The sequence below is a fragment of the Streptomyces sp. NPDC085937 genome, assembly GCF_044540535.1.
Classification (GTDB): domain Bacteria; phylum Actinomycetota; class Actinomycetes; order Streptomycetales; family Streptomycetaceae; genus Streptomyces.
In genome coordinates, this window is record NZ_JBITSH010000007.1 from 56,177 (window position 1) to 73,362 (window position 17,186).

18 protein-coding genes, 2 tRNA genes and 1 other RNA gene are annotated in these 17,186 nt (G+C 73.7%); 13 read left to right on the plus strand and 8 right to left on the minus strand.

Annotated elements, in window-relative coordinates; genetic code table 11:
• Nucleotides 1–95: 95 nt before the first annotated feature.
• A complete protein-coding gene (locus tag ACIF8S_RS16785) occupies nucleotides 96–2,327 on the minus strand; it encodes a DNA polymerase III subunit gamma and tau (protein WP_399999853.1) in 2,232 nt (743 codons plus the stop codon).
• Between the two features lie 48 nt (nucleotides 2,328–2,375).
• An RNA gene (gene ffs / locus ACIF8S_RS16790) (signal recognition particle sRNA small type) lies at nucleotides 2,376–2,474 on the minus strand.
• A gap of 72 nt (nucleotides 2,475–2,546) precedes the next feature.
• Here ffs and ACIF8S_RS16795 point away from each other — a divergent pair.
• From ACIF8S_RS16795 to ACIF8S_RS16805, 3 genes are all read left to right on the plus strand, one after another.
• Nucleotides 2,547–2,634, plus strand: a tRNA-Ser gene (locus tag ACIF8S_RS16795).
• A 148-nt stretch (nucleotides 2,635–2,782) separates the two neighbouring features.
• On the plus strand, nucleotides 2,783–3,004 hold the full coding sequence (locus ACIF8S_RS16800; protein WP_399999854.1) for a hypothetical protein: 222 nt from the start codon (nucleotides 2,783–2,785) through the stop codon (nucleotides 3,002–3,004).
• A 182-nt stretch (nucleotides 3,005–3,186) separates the two neighbouring features.
• Complete coding sequence (locus tag ACIF8S_RS16805; protein WP_399999855.1) at nucleotides 3,187–3,786, plus strand: ALF repeat-containing protein; 600 nt, start codon at nucleotides 3,187–3,189, stop codon at nucleotides 3,784–3,786.
• 78 nt (nucleotides 3,787–3,864) lie between these two features.
• Here ACIF8S_RS16805 and ACIF8S_RS16810 read toward each other — a convergent pair whose 3' ends face one another.
• From ACIF8S_RS16810 to ACIF8S_RS16830, 5 genes are all read right to left on the minus strand, one after another.
• Nucleotides 3,865–5,613: a copper resistance CopC/CopD family protein gene (locus tag ACIF8S_RS16810; protein ID WP_400000058.1), complete on the minus strand. Its 1,749-nt coding sequence runs from the start codon at nucleotides 5,611–5,613 to the stop codon at nucleotides 3,865–3,867.
• 149 nt (nucleotides 5,614–5,762) lie between these two features.
• Entirely contained in the window at nucleotides 5,763–6,533 is a 771-nt protein-coding gene (locus ACIF8S_RS16815) for an SDR family NAD(P)-dependent oxidoreductase (RefSeq protein WP_399999856.1), read from the minus strand.
• Nucleotides 6,530–7,009, minus strand: coding sequence for a cupin domain-containing protein (locus tag ACIF8S_RS16820; RefSeq protein WP_349795820.1), 480 nt, complete (start codon nucleotides 7,007–7,009; stop codon nucleotides 6,530–6,532). Before ACIF8S_RS16820 ends, ACIF8S_RS16815 begins: the two co-directional genes overlap by 4 nt.
• Entirely contained in the window at nucleotides 7,006–7,614 is a 609-nt protein-coding gene (locus ACIF8S_RS16825; protein ID WP_399999857.1) for a GNAT family N-acetyltransferase, read from the minus strand. Before ACIF8S_RS16825 ends, ACIF8S_RS16820 begins: the two co-directional genes overlap by 4 nt.
• Nucleotides 7,607–9,700 carry a penicillin acylase family protein gene (locus tag ACIF8S_RS16830; protein WP_399999858.1) on the minus strand — a complete coding sequence of 698 codons (2,094 nt, stop codon included), beginning with the start codon at nucleotides 9,698–9,700 and terminating at the stop codon, nucleotides 7,607–7,609. The genes ACIF8S_RS16825 and ACIF8S_RS16830 overlap by 8 nt, the downstream gene beginning before the upstream one ends.
• Nucleotides 9,701–9,781: 81 nt before the next feature.
• Here ACIF8S_RS16830 and ACIF8S_RS16835 point away from each other — a divergent pair, with 81 nt between their 5' ends.
• The 4 genes from ACIF8S_RS16835 (at nucleotide 9,782) to ACIF8S_RS16850 (ending at nucleotide 12,403) form a co-directional block, all read left to right on the plus strand.
• Nucleotides 9,782–10,504: a siderophore-interacting protein gene (locus tag ACIF8S_RS16835; protein ID WP_400000059.1), complete on the plus strand. Its 723-nt coding sequence runs from the start codon at nucleotides 9,782–9,784 to the stop codon at nucleotides 10,502–10,504.
• Nucleotides 10,505–10,548: 44 nt separating this feature from the next.
• Nucleotides 10,549–11,151: an HhH-GPD-type base excision DNA repair protein gene (locus ACIF8S_RS16840; protein ID WP_399999859.1), complete on the plus strand. Its 603-nt coding sequence runs from the start codon at nucleotides 10,549–10,551 to the stop codon at nucleotides 11,149–11,151.
• A 202-nt stretch (nucleotides 11,152–11,353) separates the two neighbouring features.
• Nucleotides 11,354–11,650, plus strand: a complete 297-nt coding sequence (locus ACIF8S_RS16845) for a type II toxin-antitoxin system VapB family antitoxin (protein ID WP_004943146.1) — start codon at nucleotides 11,354–11,356, stop codon at nucleotides 11,648–11,650.
• 132 nt (nucleotides 11,651–11,782) lie between these two features.
• Nucleotides 11,783–12,403: a LytR C-terminal domain-containing protein gene (locus tag ACIF8S_RS16850; RefSeq protein ID WP_400000060.1), complete on the plus strand. Its 621-nt coding sequence runs from the start codon at nucleotides 11,783–11,785 to the stop codon at nucleotides 12,401–12,403.
• A gap of 87 nt (nucleotides 12,404–12,490) precedes the next feature.
• On the opposite strand, the gene upp is transcribed toward ACIF8S_RS16850, so the two are convergent.
• Entirely contained in the window at nucleotides 12,491–13,126 is a 636-nt protein-coding gene (gene upp, locus ACIF8S_RS16855; protein ID WP_024886154.1) for a uracil phosphoribosyltransferase, read from the minus strand.
• A gap of 1,219 nt (nucleotides 13,127–14,345) precedes the next feature.
• Here upp and ACIF8S_RS16860 point away from each other — a divergent pair.
• From ACIF8S_RS16860 to ACIF8S_RS16885, 6 genes are all read left to right on the plus strand, one after another.
• Nucleotides 14,346–14,885 (plus strand): hypothetical protein, encoded by a 540-nt coding sequence (locus ACIF8S_RS16860; protein WP_349795943.1) that lies wholly within the window; start codon nucleotides 14,346–14,348, stop codon nucleotides 14,883–14,885.
• A 65-nt stretch (nucleotides 14,886–14,950) separates the two neighbouring features.
• Nucleotides 14,951–15,382, plus strand: coding sequence for a tRNA adenosine(34) deaminase TadA (gene tadA / locus ACIF8S_RS16865; protein ID WP_037723131.1), 432 nt, complete (start codon nucleotides 14,951–14,953; stop codon nucleotides 15,380–15,382).
• Between the two features lie 45 nt (nucleotides 15,383–15,427).
• Nucleotides 15,428–15,512 (plus strand) — tRNA-Ser (locus tag ACIF8S_RS16870).
• A gap of 92 nt (nucleotides 15,513–15,604) precedes the next feature.
• A complete protein-coding gene (locus ACIF8S_RS16875) occupies nucleotides 15,605–15,781 on the plus strand; it encodes a hypothetical protein (protein ID WP_190004497.1) in 177 nt (58 codons plus the stop codon).
• Nucleotides 15,781–16,074, plus strand: coding sequence for a Dabb family protein (locus tag ACIF8S_RS16880; protein WP_399999860.1), 294 nt, complete (start codon nucleotides 15,781–15,783; stop codon nucleotides 16,072–16,074). The genes ACIF8S_RS16875 and ACIF8S_RS16880 overlap by 1 nt, the downstream gene beginning before the upstream one ends.
• Before the next feature lie 188 nt (nucleotides 16,075–16,262).
• Complete coding sequence (locus tag ACIF8S_RS16885) at nucleotides 16,263–17,099, plus strand: RNA polymerase sigma factor SigF (protein ID WP_400000061.1); 837 nt, start codon at nucleotides 16,263–16,265, stop codon at nucleotides 17,097–17,099.
• Nucleotides 17,100–17,186 lie beyond the last annotated feature (87 nt).

Below are 17,186 nucleotides of genomic sequence, written 5' to 3' on the forward strand. Positions count from 1 at the left end.
TGCGGGCTTCCGAAGGGACGGGGAGGCGGCGCTCGTACGTTCCTCCAACGGCGGGCGGGACCGCCGCGGGCGCCCTCGGGCTCGGACGGACGCCGCTACTCGTTGGTGAACTCCTCGACGACCGTCGCGCCCAGCTCGCGGACCAGCAGCTCCCTGCCGGACAGGGCGGATTCGTTCAGGTCGGGGTCGTCGTCCTCCGGGATGTCGTCCTCGGGGGAGACGGGAGGAGGTTCCGGGGCGGACGGCCTGGCCGCGGGTGCCGGGGCGGGGCCGGGCGCGGACGCCGGTGGAGCGGCCGGGGGCGGTGCGGGGGCGGACGGGGCGCCCGCCGGCGGGGCGGAGGGCCGACGGCCGTCGCCGCCTCCATAACCGCCGCCACCGGCGCCGCTGCGGCCGCCGGGCGGTCCCGCGGGGGCGGAGACGCCCGAGCCGCCGCCGGACGGGTCGACGACCGCCTCGATCTTCCACTGCACGTTGAACTGTTCGGCCAGCGCCTGGCGCAGCACGTCCTCGCTGCCGCTGCTGAGGAAGTTGTCCCGGGCGCCCGCGTTCACGAAGCCGATCTGGAGGGTCGTGCCGTCGAAGCCGGTCACCTGGGCGTTCTGGCTGAGCAGGATCCAGGTGAAGCGGCGGCGGTTCTTGACCGTCTCCAGGATGTTCGGCCAGAGCATGCGGGGGTCGAGGCCGCCACCGCCGCCCGAGGGCGCGGGCGACGGCGCGGGCTGGGCCTGCGGCGCGGGCGTCGGGGCGGGGGCGGGGGATGCAGCCGGGGGCCTGTTTCCGCTGCCCGCCGGGGCGGCCGTGGGCCAGCCGCCGGGACGCCGGGCCGCACCGCCGCCGGCGGGGGAGGCGGTGGGCCAGGCGCCGGGCGCGGGGGCGGCCGGAGCGGCATCCGGTGCGGGGCCTGCCGGGGATTCGGAGGCCGCCGGGGCCGGGGTCGGTGCGGCCGGAGGGGCGGCCGGGGGCGGAGCCTGGGCGGGCGGAGGCGTGGGAGCCGGCGGGGCCGCGGAGGCGGCGGGTCCTTGCGCCCGTACGGCGGCCCGGGCGGCGGCGGGACCGCCCCCCGGCTCGACGGCGGGCGCGGGCGACTGAGCCGCCGCTCCGTGCGCCTCCGGACCGGGGACGTACCCCATCGCGGGCGCGGCGGCCGCCGCACCCGGGGAGAACTGCACGCCACGCTCGATGCGGTCCAGCCGCGCCATGAGCGAACGCTCGTCGCCGTACGCGGCGGGCAGCAGCACGCGCGCGCAGATCAGCTCCAGCTGGAGACGGGGCGAGGTGGCGCCGCGCATCTCGGTGAGGCCCTCGTTGACGATGTCGGCGGCGCGGCTGAGCTCGGCGGGTCCGAAGGTGCCGGCCTGCGCCTGCATCCGCTCCAGGACGTCGGCGGGGGCGTCGATCAGGCCCTTGTCGGTGGCGTCGGGGACGGCGGCGAGGATGACCAGGTCGCGCAGCCGCTCCAGCAGGTCGGCGACGAACCTGCGCGGGTCGTTGCCCCCTTCGATCACCCGGTCGACGACCTCGAAGGCGGCCGCGCCGTCACCGGTGGCGAAGGCCTCGACGACGGAGTCGAGCAGCGAGCCGTCGGTGTAGCCCAGCAGGGAGGTGGCCATGGCGTAGGTCACGCCCTCCTCCCCCGCGCCGGCGAGCAGCTGGTCCATGACGGACATCGAGTCACGCACGGACCCGGCGCCGGCGCGCACCACCAGCGGCAGCACGCCCTCCTCGACGGCCATGCCCTCCTTGTGGCACACCTCACCCAGGTACTCCCGGAGGGTGCCGGGCGGGACGAGCCGGAAGGGGTAGTGGTGCGTCCGGGAGCGGATGGTCCCGATGACCTTCTCGGGCTCGGTGGTCGCGAAGATGAACTTCAGGTGTTCCGGCGGCTCCTCGACGACCTTGAGCAGCGCGTTGAAACCGGCCGACGTGACCATGTGGGCCTCGTCGATGATGTAGATCTTGTAGCGGCTGGACGCGGGCCCGAAGAACGCCTTCTCCCGTAGGTCACGGGCGTCGTCCACACCACCGTGCGAAGCGGCGTCGATCTCGATGACGTCGATCGAACCGGGGCCGTTGCGCGCGAGGTCCTGACACGACTGGCACTGACCGCACGGCGTGGGCGTGGGGCCCTGCTCGCAGTTCAGACAGCGGGCGAGGATCCGGGCGCTGGTCGTCTTGCCGCAGCCGCGGGGCCCGCTGAACAGGTACGCGTGATTGACCCGGTTGTTCCGCAGCGCCTGCTGCAACGGGTCGGTGACATGCTCCTGCCCGATGACCTCGGCGAACGACTCCGGGCGATAGCGGCGGTACAGCGCGAGAGACGACACGCTTACGAGGTTATAGGCGCCCACCGACAACCGGACCGGCCGCTCGGGAACGCAAGCGCCCCCCACGCACCCGCCAGAGCCAACCTACCCTTGCTGCCTTCCGGCCCTGGGGGAGTTCAGTCAGATAGCGCCGCGTGAGGGGCTACGCAGAGGCTACCCCATGTCCCGGGCCCGGAACGAGTTCGCGAGCACTCCTCTCGGTCATGTAATGTTCCTGGCGGAGGATTCGCCTAGAGGCCTAGGGCGCACGCTTGGAAAGCGTGTTGGGGGCAACCCCTCACGAGTTCGAATCTCGTATCCTCCGCCAGTGCCTCACCGGGCACGAAGTCGAAGGGCCCCACTGTTCGCAGTGGGGCCCTTCGACGTTGTCCGCCTCTGTTCCCGTGGAACATGACCAGCGTCACAAGTACGGAGCGAGCCACAGTCGTGCTCGGTACGGAGGCGCATACTGAGACATGACCAAGTCAGCGGCGTCGAAACGCCATCTGCCCACCAGCCCCTTCAAGGCCCCGGTCGCACCGGCTGCCAAGCACTTCGCCCTGGGCGACCAGGTCACCCATGACGTGTACGGCCTCGGCCGGGTGGTCGACGTCGAGGACGGAGTCGCGGTGCTCGTGGATTTCGGCTCGGCGCCCATGCGGATCCTGAGCCCGTACGCCAAGATGACCAAGCTCTAGGGGCGCCGTACCCGGCCACCTCATGGCCGGCAGGCGTGATGCCGGACACATGGCGGCCCACCTGCCGGTCGGGGCGGGGGCGGCAAGCAACGTGCCCGGATAGTTACCCGAATACGGCGGTGTGTTCGAGCAGTGCGGGCGGTGATGATCACGGTGTCCACCTCACCACAGGAGGCACATTCGTGAGACAGCACCGCGCAGGCCTGCTCGTCGCGGCCACGGCCCTGGCCCCGGCTCTCCTCCTCTCCACCCCGGCCTTCGCCGGCCCGTCGGTCGCACCCGCCACCGTGACGTCCGCGACGGTCTCGTCCGAGACGCCGGTGGACGTAATGACGGAGGACGAGCTGCGCGCCGCGATCACCGCGATCCTGGAGGCCGAGACCACCGGCCGGGCCGTCACCGAGGCAGCCACCCAGGCCCTCAACGGCACCGTCGACGACATGCGCACGTTCCTGAAGACCGGCCACCGGTTCGCCCAGGCCCACGGCGACAGGTTCGCGCTCCTCGTCATCCTCGGCAGGGCCCGGGAGAACGGCGACAGGCGGGTCATCCAGGAGATCAACGACCTCCTCGACCGCGACATCCCCGAGGAGTACCGCGAGTGGCTCGAGACCGGCTACCCGCTCGCGCAGGCCGAGGACGACCGGTTCGCGCTCTTCGTCGTCCTCGGCAAGGCCCAGAAGGCCGGCGACACCAAGCTGGTGCAGGAGATCAACGGCCTCCTGGACCGCATGGACGCGGAAGAGGTACACACCTGGCTGGCGACCTACAGGGCCGCCTGACCCCATGGAAGTGCAGGACCGGCCCACACGAGTGGGCCGGTCCGTCGCGTCCCTGCTCGCCCGGTGGGAGGGCGCCGGTCAGCGGGTGATGTCGACCTGGCGGGATTCGGTGATCTGGTCGATGTCCGAGACGCGGACCGTCAGTTTCATCGTCCAGGTGCCCTCCAGGGGGAGGGTGAGGTCGCTGGTGGCCCAGTAGCCGCCGCGGTCGGTGAGTTTCGCGTCGATGGGGCCCACGTCCTTCGACGGGAGGGTGAAGGAGACGCGGACCTCCGGGACGAAGGTCAGGGCGCCCTGGGGGCCGAAGACCACCGCCTGGAGGCCGTTCTCGCCGACCCGGCCCGGGTCCATCTGGAGCTGGACCGTGCCGCTGCCGCCGGGGGTGCCCGTGTCGTAGGGGACCGTGAACGCCTCCGCGCCGGGCAGGCCCGCCACCTGCGGCTCCGGGGCCTTGGCCGCCTCCGCCTCCGCGCGGGACGGCAGGGTGCCGGTCAGCACCGTGGTGACCAGCAGGACGGCCACCGCCACGACGACCTCCGCCAGCACGGAGCGGCGCAGGGCGCGGCGGTGGAGGGCCTCCGGTTCGGCGGTCGCGGTCGTCACGGTCGTGGTCCTCGGTTCGGGGGGCGGGCCCGCCGAACCGACCAGCGCAGGTACGCGTTCCTCGGCCGGCGCCGGGCGGGCCGGCAGGGCCGTCCAGCGGCGGGACAGGGCCGCCGCGAGCAGCAGGAAGACGGTCGCGGCCAGCTTCACGGTCAGGGTCCGGCCGTACGTCGTCCCCGTGAGGGCGGACCAGGAGCCGAGGCCGCGCCAGGACTGGTAGGCGCCGGTGACGACGAGAACCGTCACCGAGGCGAAGGCCAGGCGGGAGAAGCGCGCCACCGTCGGGTACGGGGGCGGGGTCTTCGCGCGGTGGAGGGTGAGCAGGAGGGCGGTGAGGCCGCCGAGCCAGGCCGCCATCGCCAGCAGGTGCAGCACCGACGACGTCATGGCGACCGGTACCTGGATGCCGGCCGAGGCGTGTTCGGCCGACGCCCACGTCAGGGCCAGGCCGAGGGACAGGGCCACGCCCGCCGTCAGACGGGTGCTCGGGGAGCGGCGACGGAGGAGGGGGACGAGCAGGGCGGCCGTCAGCAGGAGGGCGAGGCGGGTGAGGAGGGCGAGGCCGGGGCGGCCGGTCAGGGTGCCGGGGAACGACGAGAGGTCCAGCGCCGTCGCCGGGGACGTCCCCCTCTCGTACGGGGCGCGCAGGACCAGCAGCGCGGCCGTCGTCACCAGCAGGGTCCACCAGCCGAACAGCAGCGGCGCCCGCAGCGGCGCCGTGTCCGGCGGGCGGCACAGCGCCGCGAACGCCGCCGTGCCGATGAGCAGCGCCGCGGCGATGTAGGCGAGGTAGCGGCCGGTGTCGTAGAGGCTCTTGGTGACAGGGTGTTCGGCGTGGTCGGCGGGGGCCGCGGGCGGGGTCGGTGACGGCTTGCCGACGGAGAAGGTGAACGCGCCGGACACCGGGTGGCTGTCCGCCGAGACCACCCGCCAGGCCACGGTGTACGTGCCCTCGCCGAGGTCCCGCGGGAGTTCGGCGCGCGCGGTGTCGGCGGCGCCGGCCGCGTGCGCGGGCTCCTCCATGTGCACGCGGCGGTTGTCGGGGCCGTAGACCCGGAAGGAGTCCTCGAGCAGGCCCACGGACTCGGTGAACGTCAGGGTGATGTGCGTGGGCGCCGCCTTGACGACGCTCCCCTCCTCGGGGTCGCTGGCGCGCAGGGCCGCGTGGGCGCTCGCCGGGACCGCGCCGCCGAGCAGCAGGATCAGCAGGGTGCCCAGCAGCACCAGGGCCCGGAGCCGCCGGGACCCGCCTCCGCCACGATCGCCCGCCGCCTCACCGCGCCGTCGCTCCACGTCGTACCCGCCTCCCGGCCGTTCGCCTCCCAGGGAGTACGGACGGAGGGCGCCGCCCGCTCAACGGGACGGGCGCGGGATCACCAGGTCGGGCGGGACGTCACCCCTCCGTCCACCACCAGGTCGTGCCCGGTCACCCAGGACGCCAGCGGCGAGGCCAGGAACACGCAGGCGTCGCCCACGTCCTCCGGGCGGCCGAGGCGGCCCACGGCGGACGCCTCCCGCCAGCGGCGTACGCCGTCCGGCCAGGCGTCCGCCAGGCCCTCCCGGTCGATCAGGCCGGGCGAGACCGTGTTGACGCGCACGCCCCAGGGGCCGTACTCCAGGGCCGCCGAGCGGGCGTGCATCACCACCGCGGCCTTGGACGCGCCGTAGTGCGCGTGGCCGGGGGCGGGGAAGCGGGCCTCCACGGAGGCGACGTGGGTGACGGAGCCGCCGCCCTGGTCGCGCATCAGCGTCGCCGCCGCCTGGGTGCAGGCGAACACCGCGGTGAGGTTGGTGTCCACGACCGACCGCCACTGGGCGGCCGTCATCCCGGCGAGTTCCTGGACGGGCTGGACCCCGGCGTTGTTGACCAGTGCGGTGAGCCGGCCGCCGAACCGTTCGGCCGTCTCGGCGACCAGGCGGTGGCAGGCGTCCTCGTCGGTGAGGTCGGCCCGCAGGACGACGGCCCTGCCGCCCGCGTCCCGGATGGCGGCGGCGGTCTCCCGCGCGGACGCGACCGAGGTGCGGCAGTGCAACGCGACGGCCGCGCCCTCCTCGGCGAACCGCCGGGCGATGCCCCCGCCGATACCGCCCCCCGCGCCGGTGACCAGGGCGACCTGGCCGTGCAGCAGTCCCCGCTGCCTCATGGCCGGCCGAACTCCGCGACGAGGGCCGCCCGGTCCGGGTGACGGGCCGCCAGTTCGGCCGGGTCGCCGTGCTCGTAGCCCTCGTAGGTGAAGCCGGGGGCCATCGTGCAGCCGAACAGCGTCCAGGAGCCGCCCGCCGCCACCCGGGCGCCCATCCAGGTGCCGGCCGGGACGGTGAGCTGGACGTGCTGGCCGCCGAGCACGTCGGGACCGAGGACCGGGGTGCTGCTGCTGCCGTCGGGGGCGAGCAGCAGCATCCGCAGCGGGTCACCGAGGTAGTGGTGCCAGGTCTCGTCCGCGGGCAGGCGGTGCAGGGCGGAGAAGTCGCCGGGCGCGTCGGTGAGCAGGGCGACGATGGCGGTGCCCTCGGGGCGGCCGTCGGGGCGGACGGGACCGGCCCAGGTCTGCCGGAACCGGCCTCCCTCACGGGGGATCGGCTCCAGTCCGTAGTGGGCGACGAGGTCGTCGGGGGTCACCCGCCGAAGGCTACCTCGCGGGTGAGGAACGCGAGTTGCGCCTTCTTCTCCGGGAGGTACACGTCCGGCAGGTCGACCTCGGGCAGCACGACCTCAGGGCCGGTGGTGAAGCCCTGCCGGACGAAGCGGGCGACCGCCTTCTCGTTGGCGACGTCCGGGTCGACGACGATCCGCCGGCGGTCCAGCACCCCCAGCACGTAGGTGACGACGGCGACCGCCAGACCGGCGGTCCAGCCCGGGCGGGTCTCGCCCGGTCCGGCGGGCGCGAGCAGCAGGTGGACCCCGATGTCGCCCGGCTCGACGGGGTAGCACGCGCCGACCCGGTCGGCCTCCGGCTCGTACGTCTGGAGCAGCGCGGCCGGGTCACCGTCCCTGACGACGAGGTACGCGTGGTGGGTGTCGAGGGTGTCCATGTGCGCGTAGATCTCGGCGACCCGCTCCACGGTGAGACCGTTCATGCCCCAGAACACGGCGCGTTCCTCGCTCACCCAGCGGTGCAGCAGGGGCGCGTCGGCGGCCGGGTCCAGCGGCAGGACGCGCACGGTGCCGAAGCCGTCGACCGTCTGCTCGTGGACGGCCGGTCGGGAGGCGTACGGGTCAGACATCGGTCTCCTTCGTCAGCTGCGCCCAGTCGGTGACGACCGGGGCCAGGTCGCCGGCGAGCCACAGGGGCTGCTGGTCTCGGTGGTGGGGTGATCCGGGCCGGCCGGAGGCGCCGTGCGGCACCACCCAGCGGCTGTCCTCGCGCCGGGCCAGGTCCCAGACGTAGCGGGCGGCGGGCCCGCGGACGGCGAGGTCGGTGATGCCGGGCACGGCGGAGGTGCACAGCACGCAGTCGTGGTCGCCGGACAGGGCGGGCTCCTCCCGCGGCACCTCGGGCGGCAGCGCCCGCCAGGGCGCGAGGCGGTGGGTGTCGCCCCAGACGCCGGCGGGCGGCGCGGCGGCCACCTCCTCCAGCGCCGTGCGGACGACGGCCGGACGGTCGATGCCGAACAGGTCCTCGGCGGCCAGCAGGTGTTCGAGGGCGAACCCGATGCGCGGGACCAGCGCGAGCCAGGGCCGGAACACCTCCGGGTACGGCGGCGGGGCCGCGGCCGCCGCGAAGGCGGGCTCGGCGGCGAGCCGGCGGACGACCGCTCCGCGCAGGGCCGCGAAGGCGGCCGCGTCGGCGCTGCCGGCGTCCATGTGCCGGTCCCAGGCGAGCAGGCGCTCGCGCAGGGCGACGGCGGGTCCGGTGAGGGCCGAGGTGTCGAGCGCGGCCAGGTGGTCCAGGAGCGGGGCGGCGGAGGCGAGGTGGGTGTCGGTGTGGATCGCGGCCATGCCGGCGGCGGACCAGCGGTGCTGCCGCGCGAGCAGCGCGGCGATGCGGTCGGCGCGGTGCGGCGGGGCGAACTCCACACCGAGGGGGGCGGCGGGCCCGCGCTGGTTGGCCATCACGGCGACGCCGTCGTCGAGTCCGGCGCGGGGTGTCCCGTGCCGGCCCCGCCACTCGTGGCCGGGCTCCCACGCGGGCACCACCCGGCTGCCGTTGGCCTCGGCGCGTACGGGGACGTGGCCGGCCACCCGGTGCAGGGTGCCGCCCTCGGTGTCGGCGGCCAGGACGACGTTGACGGGCTCGGCCCACAGGTCAAGGGCGCGGTCGACGTCGGCGACGCGACGGGCGCGCAGCAGGGGCAGCAGCGCGCCGAAGCCGAGGTCGCCGGTGACGCGGGGCGGGTACCGCAGGGCGACGGCGAGCGGCGGTTCGCCGGACTCGGGCACCCCGCCGTCGAGGCCCTCGGGGCCGCCGATGACGACGGGGCCGCGCTCGGTCTCGACGACCTCCACCTCGACGGGCTCCTCGCCCGCCACCTCGACCGTCTCGGTGTGCCGGGCGGCCCGACGCCAGGTGCCGTCCGGGCCGAGCGCCTCGACGCCGGCGCCGGTGCGCCGCAGCCGCTCGCGGTAGAGGTCCTGGTAGTCGGCCATGGCGTTGGTGATGGCCCAGGCGACCGTGCCGGTGTGGCCGAAGTGGGCGATGCCGGGGACGCCCGGCACGGCGAGGCCGACGACGTCGAACTCCGGGCAGGACAGACGTATCTGCTGGTAGACACCGGGGTCCTCGATGAACCGGTGCGGGTCGCCGGCGATCACCGCCTGCCCGGTGACCGTGCGCTCCCCCGCGAGCAGCCAGCCGTTGCTGCCGGAGGTGCCGGGGCCGTCGGTGGCGAACAGGCCCACGGCGTCCGGCCCGAGGCGCCCGGCGACGTGGTCGCGCCACAGCTTGGCGGGGAACCCGGCGAAGAGCAGGTGCGTGGAGAGCCACACCGCCAGCGGGGTCCACGGCTCCCAGCGGCCGGGGACGATGCCGGCGCGGGTGAACTCCGGGGCGTCGAGCCCGTCCAGTCCCTGGTTGACGCCGGTGACGTAGGCCCGGATCCAGTCGGCGGTCTCCGGGTCGTACTCCTCCAGGCGGGCGAAGCAGCGGCGGGCCGTGTCGGTCACCCGGGCGCGCCGGACCAGCACGTCCCAGGACAGCTCACCGGCGCCGAGGAAGGAGGCCGAGGCGCCCTGGGCGCGGTGCCGCTCCACCTCGATCTGCCAGCCGCGGTCGAGTGCGGTCACCAGCCCCTGGACGCGCGCGAGTTCACACGCGTCGTCCGCCCGCAGATGGGGAATCCCCCAGGCGTCCCGGAAGATCGCACCGGACACTGTGCCCTCATTTCACTTTAGGTTAGGCTCCCCTAAGTCAACCGTGACGTGGCGGAATCGTACGCGAAGGGTGAGGACGCGATGGGGCAGGGGCGGGGTTGGGAGGGCGCGGTCCTCAGACTGCTGCGCGCGAAGGACTTCGAGTTCACCGTGACGGGCACCCACGACGTCACCGCGGACTACCGGCGGGTGACCTTCACCGACGGCGGGATGCTGGCGACGACCGGCGTGCACCCCACGATGTGGGTGCGGCTGTGGTTCGACAACGCGGGCAAGCCGCACCAGCGCGCGTACACCCTGGTCGACCCGGACCCGGAGGCCGGCACCTTCGCCCTGGAGTTCGCGCTGCACGAGGGCTGCGCCAGCGACTGGGCCCGGGCCGCGAAGCCCGGCGACACCGTCGAGGCGACCGTGCAGGGCACGGGCTTCGAGCAGCCCGGCCCCGCCCCGTCCCACGTCTGCGTGGTCGGCGACGCGGCCTCGCTGCCCGCCATCAACTCCCTGCTCGGCGCCCTGGGTGACGCCCCGGCCACCATCTGGTTCGAGGGTTCCCTGGAAGGGCTGCCCTGCGTCGCCGACCCCGCGCGCCACGAGGTACGCGAGGTGCCGCGGCGGGACGCGGGCGCCGCGCTGGTCGAGCGGGTGCGCGCCGAACTGCCCGACGTGCTGCGCTCCGGCCCCGACCCGTACGTGTGGATCGCCTGCGACACCGCGACCACCCGCACGCTGGGCGCGTTCGTCCGCAAGGAGCTGGCCCTCCCCAAGCAGCGGGTGCAGGCGCTCGGGTACTGGCGCCCCAGCTGACCCGCGACGCGCGATCAACGGGGCGACGCGCGATCATCGGGGGCATGGACGTCACACTGCACCTCGCCCAGGACCCCGACGCCGACCGGCTGCTGGGCCGCAGCCCGCTCGCCGCGCTGACCGGGATGCTGCTGGACCAGCAGATCCCCATGGAGTGGGCGTTCAAGGGCCCGGCGACGATCGCGCGGCGCCTCGGCTCGGAGGACCTCGACGCGCACGGGATCGCGGCGTACGACCCCGAGGCGTTCGCCGCGCTGCTCTCCGAGAAGCCCGCCGTGCACCGCTACCCGGGCTCGATGGCCGGGCGCATCCAGCAGCTGTGCCGGTACCTCGTCGAGCACTACGACGGTGACGCCGAGGCCGTCTGGCGGGGCGTCGAGGACGGCCGGGAGCTGCTGAAGCGGCTGCAGGACCTGCCCGGGTTCGGCAAGCAGAAGGCGCAGATCTTCCTCGCCCTGCTGGGCAAGCAGCTCGGGGTCCGCCCCGCCGGCTGGCGGGAGGCGGCCGGCGCCTACGGCGAGGAGGAGTCCTTCCGGTCCGTCGCGGACATCACGGGCCCGGAGTCCCTGGTGAAGGTGCGGGCGCACAAGCAGGAGATGAAGGCGGCGGCGAAGGCGGCCAAGGCCGCGAAGAAGCCGGGGGCGTGAGCGGTCGTCCGCAGGTCCGCCCCGGGGGCGTACCCGGGGCGACCGGGGGCGGGTATCTGAGCCGTGGGTGGCGTACGGGGTGGGCCGTGAGGGCGCGCGACGGGCGCGCGGCCCGTTTTCCGACGGTTTCCGGCATCTTTTACGGCGGCGTACTGCGTCGCCATGGCTGCGCCCGGAACGTCTCGACCGGTAGGCTTTCCGTGTGATCTTCAAGCGCATCGGAAACGGCCGGCCGTACCCCGACCACGGCCGGGAAAGCACCCGGCAGTGGGCGGACGTGGCGCCGCGCCCGGTCCGCCTCGATCAGCTCGTGACGACCAAGCAGCAGCTCGACCTCGAGACGCTCCTCGCCGAGGACTCGACCTTCTACGGCGACCTCTTCGCGCATGTCGTGAAGTGGCAGGGCGACCTGTACCTGGAGGACGGACTGCACCGCGCGGTGCGCGCCGCGCTCCAGCAGCGCCAGGTGCTGCACGCGCGCGTTCTCGAACTCGACTGAGGCCTGTCGAACCCTCTCACGGGCCGGTTTGGCCCTTTCGGGTCGGACTGCACCCAGTCGAATGATCATCTAGTAGGCATTGCAGCCCGGGCGCACTACGCTGCGCTCATGAGCATGCTCACTCCACCCGGCATGGGCGGCCAGTACCGCATCACGGGTGACAAGTACCCGCGGATGCGCCGGCCTCGGCGGCGCGGAAAGCTCGTCGTGCTGACCGTCGCGTCCGTCGCCGTGCTCGGCGTGGGCGGCTGGGGCACGCTGCAGCTCATCGACGTGTTCACCGGCGGCGGGGACTCCGCCTCCGCGGCCGGCACCAAGGCGTGCTCCGCCGTGGCGAGCCCCGCGGCCAGCCCGGCGGCGGCCGGCAAGGCACTCCCCCGCCCCGGCACGATCACGGTCAACGTGCTGAACGCCACCACCCGCGGCGGGCTCGCCCAGAAGACGGCGGACGAGCTGAAGAAGCGCGGCTTCCGGATCGGCGAGGTGGCCAACGCGCCCGCGGCCTACGACAAGAAGGTCAAGGGCACCGGCGTGCTGCTCGGCCCGGCCGCCGCGCTGGACACGGCGCTGCCGGTGCTCGGCACGCAGCTGGCCGGCGCCGAACGCCGTACCGACCCTGCCCGCAAGGGCGTGGAGCTCGACCTCATCATCGGCGACGGCTTCCGGGGGCTGACGGCGAAGGCGGACGCCGACCTGGCGCTGACCTCACTGGCCGACCCGAAGCCGACGCCCGCCTCCAAGAAGAACTGCTGAGCGGTTCGACGGTTCGGCAGTTCACCGGTCCCGCGCTCCTGCTGAAGGGCGCGGGGACGATGAACCGGGGGACGGTGACGCGCGGAGTTACTCCGCGGCCCCGTACATCCGGTCGCCCGCGTCGCCGAGGCCCGGCACGATGTAGCCCTGCTCGTTGAGGCGCTCGTCGACGGACGCGGTCACGACCGTCACCGGCGTGCCGGCCAGCTCACGCTCCATCACCTCGACGCCCTCGGGCGCGGCCAGCAGCACCACGGCGGTCACGTCGTCCGCGCCGCGCTTGATCAGCTCCTGGATGGCCGCGACGAGCGTGCCGCCGGTCGCCAGCATCGGGTCCAGGACGTAGACCTGGCGGCCGGAGAGGTCGTCCGGCATGCGCGTGGCGTAGGTGGAGGCCTGGAGCGTCTCCTCGTTGCGCACCATGCCCAGGAAGCCCACCTCGGCGGTCGGCAGCAGCCGGACCATGCCGTCCAGCATGCCGAGGCCGGCCCGGAGGATCGGCACCACCAGGGGGCGGGGGTGGGAGAGCTTGACGCCGGTGGTCGCCTCTACGGGCGTCCGGATGTCGACCTGTTCGGTGCGCACGTCACGCGTGGCCTCGTAGGCGAGCAGGGTGACCAGCTCGTCGGCGAGGCGGCGGAAGGTCGCGGAGTCGGTGCGCTGGTCGCGCAGCGTGGTGAGCTTGTGGGCGACCAGGGGGTGGTCGACGACGTGGAGACGCATGACCTCAACACTAACCGGCACCTGAGGGGTCGGCGTCCCCGCGCGTGGCAAGCGTCTCGGTCGTCCGTCACTCCTTCGCTGGCGTCAAACCGCCCGTGCGAGGGAAGGTGGGAGGGACGGATTGGGGTGGTGAGGCAATGCCTGAGCAGGACGATCGCGACGATCCGTCGGCGCTGGAGGAGCCCGGGCGGGCCGGGCGGAAGAGGCCGGCCGGACGGGCCGGACAGGGCGGACGGGCCGCGCAGGGCGGACGGACGGGGCAGGGCGGACGGACGGCACAGGCCGGGCGGGCCGGGCGTGGTGGCCGGGCCGGGTCGGCGGGGCCGGGCGGGCCTGGTGGAGCGGTCGGTCCCGGCGGTCCGGGTGGCCCGGGCGGAGCGGCCGGGGCCTCCGGGGCGGAGGTCGACTGGGAGGCCGACCGCCGGCGGCGGCGGGCGCGGTTCCTGCGGGAGCTGGCGGAGGCGCGTGCGCTGCGGGACCGGGTGCAGCCTCGGCGGGCGAAGGCGGCGCGGTTGCGGCATGCGATGCGGATGCGGACGTTTCGCTGGTAGCGGTTTCGCTGCGGCGGGCTTCCGCTGTGACGCGGTGCGGGTCGGGGCCGGGGCGTCAGTGACCCGGTGCGGGTGTGCGCCGGGGAGGGCTGTTCGCACAGCCCGGCGCTTGCGGGGTGCCGCCGTGCCCACCCTCCCCCCTCTCGGCTCCGTTCGAGCGGGAGGTGTCCCCATTGCCCCATCGCCCCATCGCCCCGGCGGCGCGACTGCCCGCGGACCGCGGGGGCGGCCGGGTCTGTGCGCGGCCTGGGGGCGGCCGGGTCTGTGGCTGCGGAGGCGAGGGGCCGGGTGCCGCCTGGTGGGTGGTGGGTGCGACACGCCACGGGGGTGGGCCGGTCGTGTGGGGTGGGGGCCGGTTGTTGCCGGGGAGTGAGGGCGCCGGGGGGCGCCCCCGGCGGGACGGCGGCGAGTGCCGCACGGGGGCGGCGGGCAAAGCCGCGTACGATCCCGACGTGGCGGCAACAAGTGCGCTGGTGAGTCCTTCCGGGGCGCACTCGGCGCACTGCGATCGAAACTGCCGGACACAGGGAGCGGAAGACGTCCCCTGAGGGCCATGTTTCTGCCACGATTCCCAGTGGGCGGGGTCTCGGAGCACCGGAACACCCGCCCGCACACCTCCGCCGGGGGGACCCCCAACCGGCACGCCTATGACCAGTGGGAGAGTCACGGTGTACTTCGCCGCACTGCTCGCGCGCACCGAAGACGGGTGGGAAGCGAGCGACACAGAGCTCGACGATGTGGAAACCCTGTCGGATCTGGCCGACCTCGCCCGGGAAGCCTCCCCCGACGAGGACACGGTGCTCGTGCTGATCGAGCAGGAGGACGGCTGGTTCGGCGTCGTCCGCGTGGACGGTGAGGAGGATCCCCGGATCTACGTCTCCGACGCCGCCGCGGCGGCCCGCAGCAGCTACGGCGAGATCCTGCTCACCGACGAACTGCTCGGCCGGGAGCCCGGGGACGACGGCCCCGACCTGGACGCCCTCGACCTCGACGGCACGGAGGACGGTGAGCCGGACGACGAGGACGCCGACGGCGCCCCCGGACCCACCGTTTCCGGGGAGTCCGTGCCGCACGGCCCGGTCGGGGACGCGCAGGTCCTGGATGACCTGGGCGTCACCGAGAAGGAGCTGCGGTCGATGACCGCGGACGCCGTCTCGGAGATCGCCGAGGCCCTGGGCGCCTCCGAGGTCCTGGAGACCGTCCGCTGACCGTGCCGACGACCACCCCCGCACCGGGTCTCCCGGACCCGGTGCGTGACCGCTGGCGTGAGCCGATGCGCCTCGCCCTGGACGAGGCCCGCCGGGCCGTCCCGGGCGGGGACGTCCCCGTGGGCGCCGTCGTCCTGGCCGCGGACGGAACCACCGTGCTGTCCTCCGCGCACAACGAGCGTGAGGCGGGCGGTGATCCCACCGCGCACGCGGAGGTGCTGGCCCTGCGGCGGGCCGCCGAGCGGCTCGGGGAGTGGCGGCTGGCCGGCTGCACCCTGGTCGTCACCCTGGAGCCCTGCACGATGTGCGCGGGAGCGGTCCAGCAGTCCCGGGTGGACCGGGTCGTCTACGGCGCCCGGGACGAGAAGGCCGGCGCGGTGGGATCCCAGTGGGATCTCGTACGGGACCGCCGCCTCAACCACCGCCCCGAAGTGATCGAGGGCGTGCTCGCCGAGGACTGCGCGCGGCTGCTCACGGAGTTCTTCCGCGGCCGGTGAATACCGATTTCTAACCACGCGCCACCGTGCTGTAAGGTCTCCCTCGGTAGCGTGTCCGAGCGGCCGAAGGAGCTCGCCTCGAAAGCGAGTGTGGCGCAAGTCACCGAGGGTTCAAATCCCTCCGCTACCGCTTCTGAAGGGCCCCGTCGTCAGACGGGGCCCTTCGTGCGATCATGGGCCCGCTCGATGCACGCGTGACAGCAGTGACAGGGGAGGGCCGCGATGGCGGTGAACGCGAAGAAGGCCGCCGTCTATCTGGTGGTGGTCTTCGTGCTGTACGTGATCATCACGGATCCCGAGACCGCCGGCGACTACGTCACCATCGGGTTCCAGGGCGTCTCGGACGCCGCCAAGGCGGTCGGCGACTTCATGACCTGGCTGGCCGCGGGAGGCAAGTGATGATCCGGCACCTGGTGCTCTTCAAGCTCGACGAGGGCGTCCGCCGCGACGACCCGAAGGTCGTCGAAGGAGTGGACGCCTTCCGCGCACTGGAGGGAAAGATCGGAGAGATCCGCTTCTGGGAGTGCGCCTGGAACATCAGCGACCGCCCCATCGCCTACGACTTCGCCATCAACTCGGCGTTCGACGACGCCGAGGCGCTGCGCCGGTACGTGGAACACCCCGACCACCAGGCGGGCGTGGGCCTGTGGCGCGAGTTCGCCACGTGGGTGATCGCCGACTACGAGTTCTGACGCCCCGTCCGCTCCCCGTGCACCGAGGCCCCCTGCCGCTGCGGCAGGGGGCTTTCGCGCGTCCGACGGCTCCCGTTCGCCCTCAACACGGAATATGCGGTGCTTGCACACAGTGAGTCAGTCTTGTGATGCTATGACCGCTTTTGACGGATGAGTTGACGGACGATGTGAGCGATGAAGAGGTGGCGTTGACCGTGCCGGCCAGTTCCGCGCCGCCCCAGGACGAGGTGTCCCCCGACGCGGTCCAGACCCCCGCCAAGCGCCGCGGGGCGGACACCCGGGCCCTCACCCAGGTGTTGTTCGGTCAGCTCAAGAACCTGGAGCCCGGCACGCCGGAGCACACCCGCGTACGAGCGGCGCTCATCGAGGCGAACCTCCCGCTCGTGCGCTACGCGGCCGCCCGTTTCCGCTCCCGCAACGAGCCGATGGAGGACGTCGTCCAGGTCGGCACCATCGGGCTCATCAACGCCATCGACCGCTTCGACCCGGAGCGCGGCGTGCAGTTCCCGACGTTCGCGATGCCCACCGTGGTCGGCGAGATCAAGCGGTACTTCCGCGACAACGTCCGCACCGTCCACGTACCGCGCCGGCTGCACGAGCTGTGGGTGCAGGTCAACAGCGCGACCGAGGACCTCACCACCGCCTTCGGGCGCACCCCGACGACCGCCGAGATCGCCGAGCGGCTGCGCATCTCCGAGGAGGAGGTGCTGTCCTGCATCGAGGCCGGCCGGTCGTACCACGCCACCTCGCTGGAGGCCGCGCAGGAGGGCGACGGCATGCCCGGCCTGCTGGACCGGCTCGGCTACGAGGACCCGGCCCTCGACGGGGTCGAGCACCGTGACCTGGTCCGGCACCTGCTCGTGCAACTGCCGGAGCGCGAGCAGCGCATCCTCCTGCTCCGCTACTACAGCAATCTGACGCAGTCCCAGATCAGTGCGGAACTTGGCGTCTCGCAGATGCACGTGTCCCGGCTCCTGGCCCGGAGCTTCCAGCGACTGCGGTCCGCAAACAGGATCGACGCGTAGCCGTAAAGAGCGAATCGCCTTCGAGCGCGCTTCTGTGGTTTTTCTGCCCGATACCCCGTCAGACCCCTTGTTTCCAGGGCTGATTCG